Annotated in this window: 13 protein-coding genes; 9 read left to right on the top strand and 4 right to left on the bottom strand. The window is 64.0% G+C overall.

Features of this window, described 5'->3' with window-relative positions; all coding sequences use genetic code 11:
- Positions 1-2: 2 nt before the first annotated feature.
- On the top strand, positions 3-1,355 hold the full coding sequence (gene paaK / locus AB0323_RS20155; RefSeq protein WP_366178909.1) for a phenylacetate--CoA ligase PaaK: 1,353 nt from the start codon (positions 3-5) through the stop codon (positions 1,353-1,355).
- Positions 1,356-1,450: 95 nt separating this feature from the next.
- Entirely contained in the window at positions 1,451-2,053 is a 603-nt protein-coding gene (locus tag AB0323_RS20160) for a TetR/AcrR family transcriptional regulator (RefSeq protein WP_366178910.1), read from the top strand.
- Between the two features lie 218 nt (positions 2,054-2,271).
- Here AB0323_RS20160 and AB0323_RS20165 read toward each other — a convergent pair whose 3' ends face one another.
- A complete protein-coding gene (locus AB0323_RS20165; RefSeq protein ID WP_366178911.1) occupies positions 2,272-2,679 on the bottom strand; it encodes a VOC family protein in 408 nt (135 codons plus the stop codon).
- Between the two features lie 210 nt (positions 2,680-2,889).
- Here AB0323_RS20165 and AB0323_RS20170 point away from each other — a divergent pair, with 210 nt between their 5' ends.
- Complete coding sequence (locus tag AB0323_RS20170) at positions 2,890-3,210, top strand: GYD domain-containing protein (protein ID WP_366178912.1); 321 nt, start codon at positions 2,890-2,892, stop codon at positions 3,208-3,210.
- A 183-nt stretch (positions 3,211-3,393) separates the two neighbouring features.
- Here AB0323_RS20170 and paaZ read toward each other — a convergent pair whose 3' ends face one another.
- Positions 3,394-5,496 (bottom strand): phenylacetic acid degradation bifunctional protein PaaZ, encoded by a 2,103-nt coding sequence (gene paaZ / locus AB0323_RS20175; protein WP_366178913.1) that lies wholly within the window; start codon positions 5,494-5,496, stop codon positions 3,394-3,396.
- 273 nt (positions 5,497-5,769) lie between these two features.
- Positions 5,770-6,495, bottom strand: coding sequence for a tyrosine-protein phosphatase (locus AB0323_RS20180; protein WP_366178914.1), 726 nt, complete (start codon positions 6,493-6,495; stop codon positions 5,770-5,772).
- Positions 6,496-6,773: 278 nt separating this feature from the next.
- Between AB0323_RS20180 and AB0323_RS20185 the strand changes: the two genes are divergently transcribed.
- The 6 genes from AB0323_RS20185 (at position 6,774) to AB0323_RS20210 (ending at position 13,191) form a co-directional block, all read left to right on the top strand.
- The gene (locus tag AB0323_RS20185) at positions 6,774-7,787 is read left to right on the top strand and encodes a LacI family DNA-binding transcriptional regulator (protein ID WP_366178915.1); all 1,014 of its coding nucleotides are present in this window, start codon (positions 6,774-6,776) and stop codon (positions 7,785-7,787) included.
- Between the two features lie 165 nt (positions 7,788-7,952).
- Positions 7,953-9,188 carry an ABC transporter substrate-binding protein gene (locus AB0323_RS20190; RefSeq protein ID WP_366178916.1) on the top strand — a complete coding sequence of 412 codons (1,236 nt, stop codon included), beginning with the start codon at positions 7,953-7,955 and terminating at the stop codon, positions 9,186-9,188.
- Between the two features lie 10 nt (positions 9,189-9,198).
- Positions 9,199-10,221 (top strand): sugar ABC transporter permease, encoded by a 1,023-nt coding sequence (locus tag AB0323_RS20195; protein ID WP_366178917.1) that lies wholly within the window; start codon positions 9,199-9,201, stop codon positions 10,219-10,221.
- 175 nt (positions 10,222-10,396) lie between these two features.
- Positions 10,397-11,149 carry a carbohydrate ABC transporter permease gene (locus AB0323_RS20200; RefSeq protein WP_366178922.1) on the top strand — a complete coding sequence of 251 codons (753 nt, stop codon included), beginning with the start codon at positions 10,397-10,399 and terminating at the stop codon, positions 11,147-11,149.
- Between the two features lie 144 nt (positions 11,150-11,293).
- Positions 11,294-12,061: a ThuA domain-containing protein gene (locus AB0323_RS20205; RefSeq protein ID WP_366178918.1), complete on the top strand. Its 768-nt coding sequence runs from the start codon at positions 11,294-11,296 to the stop codon at positions 12,059-12,061.
- A complete protein-coding gene (locus AB0323_RS20210; protein WP_366178919.1) occupies positions 12,058-13,191 on the top strand; it encodes a Gfo/Idh/MocA family oxidoreductase in 1,134 nt (377 codons plus the stop codon). The genes AB0323_RS20205 and AB0323_RS20210 overlap by 4 nt, the downstream gene beginning before the upstream one ends.
- Before the next feature lie 7 nt (positions 13,192-13,198).
- Here the strand turns inward: AB0323_RS20210 and AB0323_RS20215 are convergent, their stop codons facing one another.
- Positions 13,199-13,843 (bottom strand): LysE family translocator, encoded by a 645-nt coding sequence (locus AB0323_RS20215; protein WP_366178920.1) that lies wholly within the window; start codon positions 13,841-13,843, stop codon positions 13,199-13,201.
- Positions 13,844-14,063: the final 220 nt, after the last annotated feature.

The raw sequence follows: 14,063 nt of genomic DNA on the forward strand, positions 1-14,063 counted from the left end.
CCATGACACAGAACACCGTCGCCGCTCCCGACGCACCGCTTAACACCGCACAGCTGGATCGCGAAGAAACCATTTCCCGCGACGAGCTCGAGGCCCTGCAGCTCAGCCGCCTCCAACACACCGTGGCCTACGCCTACGATCGCGTGCCGCTGTACAAGCGCAAGTTCGACGACGCCGGCGTCCACCCTTCCGATCTCCGCGAACTGTCCGATCTCGGAAAGTTCCCGTACACCACCAAGGAAGACCTCCGCCAGGAATACCCCTTCGGCATGTTCGCCGTGCCGCAGGACGAAGTGGCCCGCATCCACGCGAGCTCCGGTACCACAGGCCGGCCGACCGTCGTCGGGTACACCAAAAACGACCTCGCCAACTGGGCCACCCTGGTGGCCCGCTCGCTCCGCGCGTCCGGAGTCCGCCCCGGCATGAAGGTCCACAACGCCTACGGCTACGGCCTGTTCACCGGCGGCCTGGGCGCCCACGCGGGGGCCGAAGCGCTGGGGTGCACTGTCATTCCGATGTCCGGCGGCCAGACCGAGCGCCAGATCCAGCTCATCCAGGACTTCAAGCCTGATGCGATCCTGGCAACCCCCACTTACCTGCTCACAATCGCCGACGCGATGGCCCACATGGGTGTCGATCCGGCGTCGACCTCGCTCAAGTACGCCGTGCTCGGCGCAGAACCGTGGACCGAGGAAATGCGGCACGAGCTCGAGACCACCATGAACATCAAGGCCTGCGACATCTACGGGCTCTCCGAGGTCATGGGCCCGGGCGTCGCGGGCGAGGCCGTGGAGACCCAGGACGGCTGCCACATCTGGGAAGACCACTTCCGCCCAGAGATCATCGATCCGTTCGATCCGGCCCGCGGGGAAAGTGCCGTGCTGGCCGACGGCGAGCCGGGCGAACTCGTCTTCACTTCGCTCACCAAGGAAGCCCTGCCGATCATCCGGTACCGCACCAAGGACCTCACCCGCCTGCTGCCCGGAACCGCCCGCCCCGCGCACCGCCGCATGGGCCGCATCACCGGACGCAGCGACGACATGATCATCCTGCGCGGCGTGAACCTCTTCCCCTCGCAGATCGAGGAAATCGCCCTCCGCATCCCCGAGCTCAGCCCGCACTTCCAGCTCGAACTAACCCGACCCGAGGGCAAGCGCATGGATTCGCTGACGGTCAAGATTGAGCGGCGCGAGAACGTTTCCGTGGAGGCGGGCACGACGGCGGCACACGCCTTGCGCGAGCAGATCAAGATCCACGTGGGTTCTTCGTGCGTCGTGGACGTTGTGGAGCCGGGTTCGCTCGAGCGCTCCAACGGCAAGCTGCGCCGTGTCTACGACATGCGACCCAAGAGGTAACGTGGCCCGGCGCGTGCACGAATCAACCCGGCGCGTGCACGAATCAACCCGGCGCGTGCACGAATCAACCGACCGTTCATGAGAAAATGGCCAGCATGCCTAGTGAAACAGCAACCAAGCGGGGACGCCCCGGATACGACCAGCAATCAGTGCTGCTCATCGCCGTCGACGTCTTCAACCGCCACGGTTACGACGCCACGTCCATGGGCATCCTGGCCGAAAACCTCGGGATCTCAAAGTCGGCCATCTACCACCATGTGCCGTCCAAGGGCGATCTCCTGAAGCTCGCCTTGGAGCACGCATTGGGTGGGCTCGAGGCCATCCTGGAACAGCCCGAGGCGCTGTCTGGTCCTGCTGATTCCCGGCTTGAGTTTGTCCTGCGCCAGACCATCGCCGTGCTGGTGGACCGGCTTCCGTTCGTCACACTGCTCCTGCGGCTCCGCGGCAATACCGACATCGAGCGCGACGCCCTGGAACGGCGGCGTACCTTCGACCACAAGGTGGCCGCGCTGATCTCGGCCGCCCGCGAAGAAGGCACCCTGCGCCAGGACATCGACCCCCGCACAGTGACCCGGCTCCTGTTCGGCACCATCAACTCGATCGTGGAGTGGTACAAGCCCGGCGGCTCACTCTCCCCGCAGCGCCTGGCCGACGACGTCATCACCATGGCGTTCGACGGCCTCCACGCCCCGGCGTAGCCCCCGGGCTCCCCCCTCCTCCCCGCGACGCTCGCTCACATATAAGCGACTTTTCCCGAACGCCCGCTCACCTATACGGGCCTTTTCCCGAACGCCCGCTCACCTATACGGGCCTTTTCCCGAACGCCCGCTCACATATACGGCCAATTGACAGAACGCTCTCTCACTTATAAGTGAGAGAGCGTTCTGTGTGGTGTTCGCGAGTGCTTTTCAGCCGATCAGAGCTGGTATTCGGCCTGGGCCCCCAGGCTTTCATGGACGCATAGGATGTTGTTTTCCGTGTCCATGAACCATGCGCAACGGTCGGCATCGGTGGTACAAATGTGGTGTTCTGTCTTGAGATCCGGGAGGTCGTAATCCCGGAATTCGACGCCGCTCGCCTCCATTTCGTCGACTGTCCGCTCGATGTCACTGACTTCAAAGGAAAGGGCAGTGTGCGATGAGTGCATGCCGTCCTTAATGGGCATCAACTGCAGCATGGGACCGCCGTCGATGCCGAACAAATCATTTCCATCCCAGGTCCTGCCGCGATGAGGGAGACCGAGTTTCTCTGCGTAAAAGCTGCGGGCTCGGTCAACATCGTCGACGGGCAAGACAGTTGTGGCTGCCCTGAGTGCTAGGTTCATTTCGCCACCTCCTACGCAAGAAATCTTACGCCGGGCGGGATCGGAAAGACCTTCTGTGCGAGCGTCAGCGTAGACCGTTGTCAGGGCGACGGCCTCGGCCTACGATGTGCACAGCCCCCTCGCGGGGGAACAACTCCGGGACCTTCCCTCAACGGGTGATGGGAGCACCTTAGGAGGCCCGAGTCCTGGACATCACCGGACGGGAAAACAATGACCAAATATCTATTCGAAGCAAACTACGTAGGCGACGGAATCAAGGGGCTGTTGCGCGAGGGCGGCACCAAGCGCCGTGATGCTGTGGTCGATGCACTCAAATCCGTCGACGGATCGCTCGAATGTTTCTACTACGCTTTCGGCGAGACCGACGTCGTCGGGGTCTTCGAAATCCCGGACGCGGCTAGCGCCGCAGCCCTCTCACTCATGATCAATGCGACGGGCGCAGTGCGCCTGCATTTGAAGCCGCTCATGACGATTGAGGACCTCGACGAAGCTGCCAAGAAGACCCCGGCATACCGCGCCCCGGGGCAGTAGCAGCGGGCCGGAAGGATTGACTCCAGCCCAGACACGGAACGCTCCCCATCGATGGGGAGCGTCCCGCCAAACACCCACATAAGCGAGCGAGCGTCCCGCCAAACACCCCACATAAGCGAGCGAGCGTCCCACCAAACACCCACATAGCCCCACCAAACACCCACATAAGCGAGCGAGCGTCGGTTACTTCTCCACGAGGGTCAGGACGTCGTAGGTGGCTACGATTTCGTCGTTCTGGTTGGTCAGCACGGCGTCCCAGGCTACTTCGCCGTATTCGTCGGTCTCGCGCGGCGTGATCTTCTTGGCCGTGAGCGTGACGCGGATCGAATCCCCTGCGGCCACGGGAGTAATAAAGCGCAGGTTCTCCAGGCCATAGTTGGCCAGAACGGGGCCCGGGGCAGGTTCCACGAACAGCCCCGCGGCCCAGCTGAGCAGCAGGTACCCGTGCGCCACGATTCCCGGGAAGAACGGGTTGGCCTCGGCCGCTTCCTGGTTGGTGTGTGCGTAGAAGGTGTCGCCCGTGGAGTTGGCGAAGGCGGTGATGTCTTCCAGGGTGACCTGCCGCAGTTCCGACCGCACGGCGTCGCCGATCCGCAGGGTCGCAAGCGACTTCCGGAACGGGTGCGTTCCCTCCGTCTCCACCGTGAAGTTGCGGTCCGAGCCAGTGTGCCAGACGCCGGTCACCGCGGTAAGCATGTTCGGCGAGCCTTGGATGGCCGTGCGCTGCATGTGGTGCATGACGGAGCGGATGCCGCCGAGCTCCTCGCCGCCGCCGGCGCGGCCCGGCCCGCCGTGGACAAGGTGCGGCACGGGCGAACCATGCCCGGTTGACGACCGGGCGTCCTCGCGGTTGAGCATCAGGACACGGCCGTGGTGCGCCGCGATTCCGCTCACCAATTCCCGGGCGACAGCAGGATCGTTGGTGCATACGGAGGCCACGAGGGAGCCGCCACCACGGGCGGCGAGGCGGACGGCGTCGTCGAGGTCCGCGTACCCGATCACGGACGATACCGGACCGAAGGCCTCGAGCGAGTGGACAGCTTCCGAATCCACGTCATCCCAGCTCAGGACGACCGGCGACATGAACGCGCCGCCCTCCACGACGCCCACAGTTCCGTCGAGCGAGGTGACCGACGGCGAATCGAGCGTTCCGTACGCAAGCTCGCCACCGGCGTCGAGCATTGACTGCACTGCGGCGCGAACGTCGGCAAGCTGCTCGAGCGACGCGAGGGCGCCCATCGTGACGCCCTCTGCGCGGGGGTCGCCGACCACAACGCGCTCGTCGACGCGCGCGCCGATGGCGGAGACGACGTCGGACACCAGGGCCCGGGGCACAATGGTGCGGCGGATTGAGGTGCACTTCTGGCCGGCTTTGACCGTCATTTCGGTGACGACGGACTTGATGAAAGCGTCGAACTCGGGCGTGCCGGGAACGGCGTCGGGTCCGAGGACGGCGGCGTTGAGCGAGTCCGTTTCGGAGGTGAACCGGACGCCGCCCTGGACCACATTGACGTGGGATTTCAGCGAGTTAGCGGTGGAGGCAGAGCCGGTGAACGCGAGAAGGTCGCGGTAGTCGAGGTGGTCCAGCAGGGTGCGGGCGGATCCCGAGATGAGCTGCAGCGAGCCTTCCGGCAGGATTCCCGACTCGACTATGGCCTTGACCACGACGGCGGCAACGTAACCGGTGGGGGTGGCTGGCTTGACGATGGTGGGGACGCCGGCGATGAATGCAGGCGCGAACTTCTCGAGCATGCCCCACACGGGGAAGTTGAAGGCGTTGATCTGCGCCGCGACGCCCGGGATGCGGGTGTAGATGTGCTCACCGGCGAAGGAGCCGTCCTTGGACAGGACTTCCATGGGACCGTCCACCACAACCTGCGAGTTCGGCAATTCGCGGCGGCCCTTGGAACCGAAGGTGAAGAGCACGCCCATGCCGCCGTCGATGTCCACCATCGAGTCGATCTTGGTGGCGCCGGTCTTGAAGGACGAAGTGTAGAACTCCTCGCGGCGACCGTTCAGGTACTGGGCCAGTTCCTTGAGCTTGAGGGCGCGCTGGTGGAAGGTGAGCTTGCCGAGCTCGCGCTGGCCCACTGTCCGGCCGTAGTTCACGACGCCGGCAAGGTCCAGTCCGTCGGTGTTGACCGTTGCGAGGATCTCGCCTGTGCTGGCGTCGCGGACGGGCACGCCCGCGGAGGCGTCGGCGCGGGGGGTCCACCATTCGCCCTGGACGAAACTGGGCACGGTTTCAACGGTTGTGGCTTCCGGAGCGACTGCGGTACTGGTCATCGTCGACGGGTCCTTCCAAGGCACGGGCACGAAATGGACTGAACGGCCGCAAATTACTGACCGGCCGTTCGGTAATATCCCCAGAATACATGAGAGCCCCGATCTGCACACTAGATGCTTCTTGGGACTGCGCCCTTCCTGACCTTCTTTGACGCGTTTTGCCGCCCGGGAGTTGCGACTCGCCGCGTCGCAAGCGCTTTTCCGAAATCAAAGAAGGTCACGACGGCGCGTGGCTGACTGCCGCTTCTGCCGCGTCTACCGCTTCTGCCGCTTCTACCGCGCTGGAGCGTTGAGCTTGGCACGAATGTCGGCGATTTCCGTCTCCGCGACCCCGTTCATTCTCAGGAAGGCAGCCGTATCCAAGGAATGCGCGAATTCCAAAAGGCTCACACTGCGTGTTGCCAGCATGGCTTCAAGTGCGTCGTCCTCGAGAAAGGCATCATGGGCGTGCGGGGCGCGATGGTGGCGGTGGCGCTCGTTGATCCCTCGCATTCCCTGCTGGTAACCCCGTACGATTTCCTCGTCGCCGGCTCCGGCCAGGTTCTGCAGCATCACGGCGATGATCCCAGCGCGGTCGCGCCCGGCCGCGCAGTGCACTACCACCCCGCCACGCGCTGCGGCTATGGCCTTGAAGACCGCGGTGAGCTTGTCCGGGAAGAGCCGCAGGTAGTCGGCATAGTGCGCGGGATCTTTCAGGTACGGGCCGAAGAGCTCGGTGAACTCTTTATTCTCCGGGTCCTCGGTGGGGCAATGGAGGATGTCGAAGCGCGCAGTCGCGTCCGCTGAAACCTCGGGATCGACCTCCCTAGGCTGCTGCTCACGCGGAGTCCGCAAATCGATCACGGTGCGGATGCCGGCGTCGTACATTTGCTGCCAACCAGCCTCCGTGAGCCATTCCCGCCGACCCATCCGATACACGCCTCCGGCGATATGCCAGGCGTTCACCGCCCCGTCCCAATGGACGCCCCGCTGCGTGGCGGCGGTTGAGATCCCATCCATACCGGACAGCTAACCACATGCGGACATAGGTGAGCGAGGGTCGGGCGAAAGGGCGACATAGGTGAGCGAGCATCGGGGGAAAAGGCGACATAGGTGAGCGAGCGTCGGGGGAAAAGGCGGCATAGGTGAGCGAGCATCCGAGGAAGAGACGGGGGGCGGGGTCTTGCGCGCTTTACGTGACTTATGTCATACTTTTTTTCGATACGCATCGACGATGCGTATCGACGACACAGGATGCACCACACCAAGAGCACCGGACCCGGCAAGGAGGCCTGGAAGTGCCCACCAGCAAGGATGTCGCCCAGGTGGCCGGCGTAGCCCAAAGCACGGTTTCATATGTGCTCAGCGGCAAGCGGCCCATTTCCGAGAAGACCCGGAAAAAGGTTGAGGCCGCCATTGACCAGCTGACATACCAGCCCAATGCCGGCGCCAGAGCCTTGGCAAGCCGAAAAACCCGGGTCATCGGCCTGGTCATTCCGTTCATCCCGGAGCTGGAAATGGGATCAATCATGGAATTCGTCTCGGTCATTGCCAGCACGGCCCGGCAATTCGACCACGACATCCTCCTGGTCACCGACGACGAAGGCGCCGCCGGACTGCGCCGCGTGGTCGGGCAGCAGATCTGCGATGGCCTGATCCTCATGCAGGTTGAGGACGAGGACGAGCGCCTTCCCGTGGCCCGCAGCCTGAACGTCCCGGTGGTGCTGATCGGCATCCCCCGCGATCCGTCCGGGCTGGTCTGCATCGACGCCGACTTTGAAATGGCCGGTGAGCAATGCGTCCGGGATCTTGCCGACGCCGGCCACTCCGTGATTTCCGTCATTGATTGGCAGCCCGCAGTGATGGACCGGCATGTGAACTACATCGACCGGTTCCTGCACGGCACGGATGTCGCGGCCAAAGACCTCGGCGTGACCGTGCTCCATCTTCCCGGCGGGGCCGACCGCGTCACCATCTCCGAATCGGTCGACAAAGCCCTCGCCAGCACCACCGGCAAGCCAGCCTTCATCGCCCCCGACCGCACCATCCAGGACATTCTGCGCCGCATCTTGAGCAGCCGTGGCCTGACCCTGGGGCTGGACGTTTCCGTTATCGGAAGCGCCTCCCCCACCCTCGCCGAGCTCCAACCCATACCGCTTTCCACCATCGATCTGCAGCCGGCAGAAGTATCCCGGCGCGCGGTCAGAATCATGTGCCAACTCCTCGAAGCCGACTCCCACGGACCACACGAATCCCTGGAGTTGGTGCCCACGGTCATCACACACCGTTCCAGCACCCTCCGTCCGCAATGAATCGCCACCCCTGATTCGCCGGGCGAACCCTTTCGTTTCAGCTCCCAGATCCTCTCGCTTCAGCTCCAGACCTTTCGTTTCAGCATCGTCGATACGCATCGATAAATTCGCTTTCCCCATCAACAAACGCACCATTCCCTTCCTCCACCAGCAAAGGAACAGACAATGAAGTCAGCTATCAGGACACGCCGCCCGCTCGCCTTGGCCGTGGCAGCTCTCGTCGGCCTCCCGCTCGCCATCTCCGGCTGCGGCACCACTGCCTCCGCCTCCTCTGCGGATGCCGTGAAGGAAATCTCCGTGATGGACTACTACAACAATGAGCCGGACAAGTCCTTCATAGGCGACGCCCTGACCGCCTGCGGCACCAAGGCCGGCGTGACGATCAAACGGGAGACGGTGCCGGGCAAGTCGTTGATCTCCAAGGTGCTCCAGCAGTCCTCCTCCAAGACGCTGCCGGATGTACTCATGCTCGACAATCCGGACCTCCAACAGATTGCCGCCACAGGAGCGCTGGCTCCGTTGTCCGATTTCAACATCAGCACCGCCGATTTCGCGGCTGGCGTCCTGAGCGCCGGCACCTACAAGGACAAGGTGTACGGGCTCGCCCCCACGGTGAACACAATCGCGCTCTTCTACAACAAGGACCTTCTGGCCAAGGCCGGAGTCACCCCTCCCACGACCTGGGACGAGCTGAAGGCGGCGGCGACCAAGCTCACCTCGGGCGAGCAGTACGGCTTGGCTTTCAACGCCAATCCCACCTACGAGGGCACGTGGCAGTTCCTTCCCGTCATGTGGTCGAACGGCGGCGACGAGAAGAACATCGACACCCCCGAGACCGCCCAGGCCCTCCAGCTCTGGACCGACCTCGTCAAGGACGGATCCGTGTCTTCGTCGGCGCTGAACTGGACGCAAGCAGACGTCAAGGACCAGTTCATGGCAGGCAAGGCAGCCATGATGGTCAACGGCCCCTGGCAGATCCCGGCGCTCGACAAGAAGACCACGCTGCAGTACGGCGTCGTGAAGATCCCGGTCCGTGACGCCAGCCAGACAGCCGTTGCCCCGCTCGGCGGCGAAGTGTGGACCGTTCCACAGACAGGCAACAAAGCCCACCAGGCCAAGGCCGCGGAAGTGGTGGCCTGCATGAACAGCGACGAAAACCAGCTGGCCCTGGCCAAGGTCCGCAACACCATCCCGTCCAAGACCTCGCTGGCCACGAAGTTCGCCGCCGACAACCCCAAGCTCGCCACTTTCACCGATCTCATCAAGACCGCCCGGGCCCGGACCGGCGAACTCGGAGAAGGATGGCCGGCACAAGCGACCAAGATCTACACCGCCATTCAGACCGCACTGACGGGCAAGGCCTCCCCGGCCGACGCCCTCAAGCAAGCCCAAGGCCAGTAAGCAGCTGGACATGTCCCTTACAACTGATTTGCCGCAGGGCAGCTCGCGCTCCAACCAGCGCGCCAACCAACGCGCCAAGGCGCACACAAAGTCCGGGTCGGACAACGACCGGGCCGGCGCAACGAGCCCGTCACCGCGCAGGCGCAGCCGCAAACGCCGCGAGCGCCTCTTCCAGTGGCTGTTCCTGGTTCCTGCCGTGATCTATATGGCGCTGTTCTTCGGCTACCCCGTGGTCAAGAACGTCGTGATGAGCTTCCAGGACTACACCACAGCGACGTTCTTCACGGGCGAGGCCCCCTGGGTGGGGCTGGCGAACTACGCGAAGGTGATGTCGTCGTCGTTGTTTTCAACGTCTTTGGTGAACACCGCCCTGTTCACCCTGGGATCCATTGTGGGCCAGTTCGTGATCGGGCTTGCGCTGGCAATCTTCTTCCAGCGCAGGTTCCCGCTCAACGGAATACTGCGTTCGCTGCTCCTGCTCCCCTGGTTGCTGCCGCTCATCGTGTCCAGCGCCGTGTGGAGATGGATCCTGGACAAGGACAGCGGAGCCTTGAACCGCTTCCTCGGCGAATTGCATATCGTGAATACGGGTGTTCCGTGGCTCACCAGCACCTCGCTCGCGCTGATCGCCGTGGTGGGAGTGAACATCTGGATCGGCATCCCGTTCAATCTGACCATTCTCTATGGGGGCCTCCAGGAAATTCCGGATGAGCTCTATGAAGCCGGTTCCCTCGACGGCGCCACCGGTTGGAAGGCGTTCCGGCACATCACCTGGCCGATGCTGCGTCCCGTGGTGAGCGTGGTCCTGGTGCTCGGCGTTGTCTACACCCTGAAGGTGCTGGACATCATCCTGGGACTGACCAACGGCGGCCCCGCGAATTCGACCCAGACCATCGCCACCCAGTCCTACGATCTGTCCTTCCACGAGTTCAAATTCGGCGAGGGTGCCGCGCTGGGCAACGTCCTGGTAGTCATTTCCCTGGTCTTCGCGGTCCTGTACTTGCGTGCCAGCCGGCGGTCCGTCGATGAGTGAGGAAACCATGACGACGACGAAAATCACCGTCCGCCGTTCGGCGCCGGCTCGCGGTGGAACCGGACGTGCCCGCAAAGGCTCCGGACTCAAAGGCGCCGGACCCGATCGCGCCGCGAACGGGCCCGGGCGCAAACAGTGGGGTTACACCGCCCTGGCCATCTTCTTCCTGGCCATCATGCTGTTCCCCGTCTACTGGATGCTCAACGCTTCTTTGCAGCCCAACGGCACCACGTTGGAAACCTCGTGGCTGCCGCTCAAGCCGGACTTCTCGGGCTATGCCACGGCCATCAGCGAGCAGGGCGGGAACCTGGTCACCAGCCTGGTGATCTCGCTGGGCAGCGTGGTGCTCAGCCTGGCCATCGCGGCACCGGCGGCCTATGCCTTGGCTTATTTCAAGGTCAAGGGCGCTGGCGTGGTCCTCTTCGCGATCCTGATCAGCCAGATGATCCCCGGGATCGTCGTGGCCAACGCGCTGTACACGGCCTACAACGACCTTGGCCTGCTCAACTCCATCCCGGGCCTGATCCTGGCAGATTCCGCCCATGGCATCCCGTTCGCGATCCTCATCATCAGGGCCTTCATGAACGGCATGCCGGCGTCTGTCATCGAGGCGGCACGGGTGGACGGTGCCGGGCATTTGAGGGCGTTTTGGTCCATCGTGGTGCCGCTGAGCAGGAACTCGCTTATCACTGCGGGGCTCTTCACTTTCCTGTTCACTTGGAGCGACTTCCTGTTCGCCCTGACCCTGACCACCACAGAGGCGGTGCGGCCGGTGACCCTGGGAATTTTCCAGTATATCGGCGCCTACGTGAACGACTGGAGCTCCGTCATGGCGACGGCGGTCCTCGCCTCGATACCGGCCATCATCCTGCTGGTCGCGGCGCAGAAGTACATCGCTGCGGGCACAGCCAGTGGAGCTGTGAAATAGCGGCTGTCAAATAGCGGCCGTCAAGTAGCGGCGGTCAAGTAGCACCGCACGCCGGTGCGCGGCGCGCCGCCTGCGGCACCGCACCGCCGTCGGGCACTAACCGTAAACCAAACCCATCAATCAACAAGCTTCAAGGAGAGACCCATGTCTGAACCAATCCGAGTCACCGTGTGGAGCGAAAACCGGCACGAAAAGCGCGACGAACTGGTGGCCCGCCTCTACCCCGAGGGCATGCACGGGGCCGTGAAGGCGGGCATCGAGGAGAACCTCGGCGCCAAGGCCCGCGTCCGCACAGCCACCCTGGACGAGCCCGAGCACGGCCTCACCGAGGAAGTCCTCGCCAACACGGACGTCCTCACGTGGTGGGGGCACATGTCCCACGGTGATGTCGACGACGAGATCGTCGAGCGCGTGCACCGCCATGTCCTGTCCGGCATGGGCCTTATCGTGCTGCACTCCGGGCACTGGTCGAAGATCTTCACCAAGCTCATGGGCACTTCGTGCACATTGCGCTGGCGCAGCGAGCAGGACCGCGAACTGGTCTGGACCGTGGACCCCACCCACCCCATCGCGAAGGGCGTGCCGCACCCCATAGTGATCGATCAGCAGGAAATGTACGGCGAGTTCTTCGACATCCCCACGCCCGAGGAGCTCGTGTTCATCAGTTCCTTCAGCGGCGGGGAAGTCTTCCGCTCGGGATGCACCTTCCGCCGCGGCCACGGCAAGATCTTCTTCTTCAGCCCCGGCGACCAGGACTACCCGGTCTACCACCACAAGGATGTCCGCCGGGTCATCTCGAACGCCGTCGAATGGGCAGTCACGGATCGTCCGGAGCGCGCCTACCCCGAACTGCTGCGCTATGAGACCAACGATTTCTTCAACGGCAAGAGCTACCAGGGAGCCAACGCATGAGCACCCCTTTCGCCACCATCCCGGACGACGGCACTCCCCTGCGCGTCGTCGTCGTCGGCGCCGGGGGGATGGGCCGCGCGTGGCTTCGGGCGGTGCAGGAGTCTCCGCTCGTGGAACTCGCGGGCATCGTTGACCTGGACCTGGACGCCGCCCGCGCCGGCGCGGCGGCCATCGGTGGCCCGGATCTGCCGGTGGGTCCCGGGACCGCGCGGTTGGCGTCCGACGTCGGCGCCCAGGCGGTCATCAACGTCACCGTTCCGGCAGCCCACCATCCGGTGACCACCGAGGCGTTGGCGGCAGGGTTCCCGGTGCTTGGCGAAAAGCCGGTGGCCTCGACGGTGGCCCAGGGGCTGTCGCTGGCCGCGGCGTCGGAGCTTAGCGGCGAGTTGTTCATGGTCAGCCAGTCGCGCAGGTACAACCGCCACCTGTTCGAGGCGAAACGGCTCGCCTCGGCGCTCGGCAGCGTGGGCATCCTGTCGGCGGAATTCTTCAAGGCCCCGCATTTCGGGGGTTTCCGGGATTCCATGGACCACCCGCTGCTGCTGGACATGGCCATCCATCAGTTCGACATGGCCCGGTTCCTGCTCGACGCGGATCCCGTCTCGGTGTTCTGCGAGGAATACAACCCGTCCTGGAGCTGGTACCGCGGCGACGCAGGGGCCACCGCCATCTTCGAAATGACCGGCGGGGAACGCTTCGTGTTCACCGGAAGCTGGTGCAGCCCGGGCCAGGAGACCTCGTGGAACGCGGCATGGCGGATCAGCGGCGAACAAGGCACGGTCCTGTGGGATGGCGACAGCGATCCCGTGTCCTCGCTGCTCGGTGATTCGGGCCCGGGCGGCGAGGATCCCGGGCAGGAGATCGCCGGCTCATTGCGTGATTTTGTGGCGGCCTTGCGCACCGGGAGCACTCCCATGGGCCAGGTCCACCAGAACATCATGAGCCTTGCCATGGTGGAAGCGGCCATTCTCAGCGCTTCCACAGGCACCCGGATCTCGATGGACGCCCTCCTCGAGGAATCCTACGGACAGGCCGTCCTCACGGAAAGTGACCCGGACGTGCTGGAGGTCCTCAAGTCCTGGACCTCGGTCCGCAGCGCCCTGGCTCTTCCTGCCCGCCAACCTAAATAGCGGGCCGTCAGCTGGAGGCGAGGGATTTCGTCAGGATTGTCCCGCCGACGCCGATCAGGACCGTCCCGGATCCACCGGTGATGATCCGCTTCACGCGGGGACGGGCCAGTGCCGTGGAGATTTTCTTGAGGGCATGGACCAGCAGGACGTACCAAACCAGCGCAGTAAGTAGAAAGATGCCCGCCATCAGCGCGTGCTGGCCCAGAGGGGGAAGCGGTGCGAGATTGAATTGAGGGAAGAGGGACAGATAGAAGACGGCGACCTTGGGGTTGAGCAGATTGCTGACCATTCCCTGCAGGAACGGTGAGTTCCCGCGGAATCCTAGCCTGGGTTCCGGTGCCGTAGCTTGACGGGCTTGACTGCGAGGGCGGTTGAAGGCCTCCAGCAGGGCGCGGGCCCCTAAATAGAGCAAGTACGCAGCACCGGCGATCCTGATGGCGTTGCCAAGGACTTCGGAGGCACCCAGGAGCGCCGTCACGCCAAGCACGGCGAGAAGAGCAAGGATCGTGTTGCCGACCATGATTCCGATCGCGGTGGTTGCCGCGGATCCGGGTCCGCGGGGTGCGTTTTTCAGCACCAGCGCAAAATCAGGGCCGGGAACGAGCACCACGACGACGCAGGTCAGCGCGAACGCCATCAGTTGTTCGACCATGGGGGACTGCTTCCGGACGTATGGATCTTCGGCACTTGTTGCCTTCAAAAGTGTAGCCGGACGTGCGGGCACCCCCGCTTCCCTCCCGCCAACCCAACTGGCTCGCACTTGTTGTCGTTATCAGGGCGGCAAAGTCAACTGGTCGTAGCAACGCAGGGGGTTTAGGCTGCCTGCAGCAGCTGGTTGAGCCGGTTGGCTGGGGTTTGTAGGTTGAGGGTGG

This window comes from Arthrobacter sp. NPDC080031 (genome assembly GCF_040702485.1).
Taxonomy (GTDB): Bacteria; Actinomycetota; Actinomycetes; order Actinomycetales; family Micrococcaceae; genus Arthrobacter.

What these genes read in the sequence shown, in the direction of transcription:
- AB0323_RS20160 (WP_366178910.1), top strand. Translation starts at nt 1,451, where the DNA reads ATGCCTAGTGAAACAGCAACCAAGCGGGGACGCCCCGGATACGACCAG.
- AB0323_RS20205 (WP_366178918.1), top strand. Translation starts at nt 11,294, where the DNA reads ATGTCTGAACCAATCCGAGTCACCGTGTGGAGCGAAAACCGGCACGAA.
- AB0323_RS20210 (WP_366178919.1), top strand. Translation starts at nt 12,058, where the DNA reads ATGAGCACCCCTTTCGCCACCATCCCGGACGACGGCACTCCCCTGCGC.
- AB0323_RS20200 (WP_366178922.1), top strand. Translation starts at nt 10,397, where the DNA reads ATGCTGTTCCCCGTCTACTGGATGCTCAACGCTTCTTTGCAGCCCAAC.
- paaZ (WP_366178913.1), bottom strand. Translation starts at nt 5,496, where the DNA reads ATGACCAGTACCGCAGTCGCTCCGGAAGCCACAACCGTTGAAACCGTG.
- paaK (WP_366178909.1), top strand. Translation starts at nt 3, where the DNA reads ATGACACAGAACACCGTCGCCGCTCCCGACGCACCGCTTAACACCGCA.
- AB0323_RS20215 (WP_366178920.1), bottom strand. Translation starts at nt 13,843, where the DNA reads ATGGTCGAACAACTGATGGCGTTCGCGCTGACCTGCGTCGTCGTGGTG.
- AB0323_RS20195 (WP_366178917.1), top strand. Translation starts at nt 9,199, where the DNA reads ATGTCCCTTACAACTGATTTGCCGCAGGGCAGCTCGCGCTCCAACCAG.
- AB0323_RS20170 (WP_366178912.1), top strand. Translation starts at nt 2,890, where the DNA reads ATGACCAAATATCTATTCGAAGCAAACTACGTAGGCGACGGAATCAAG.
- AB0323_RS20165 (WP_366178911.1), bottom strand. Translation starts at nt 2,679, where the DNA reads ATGAACCTAGCACTCAGGGCAGCCACAACTGTCTTGCCCGTCGACGAT.
- AB0323_RS20190 (WP_366178916.1), top strand. Translation starts at nt 7,953, where the DNA reads ATGAAGTCAGCTATCAGGACACGCCGCCCGCTCGCCTTGGCCGTGGCA.
- AB0323_RS20180 (WP_366178914.1), bottom strand. Translation starts at nt 6,495, where the DNA reads ATGGATGGGATCTCAACCGCCGCCACGCAGCGGGGCGTCCATTGGGAC.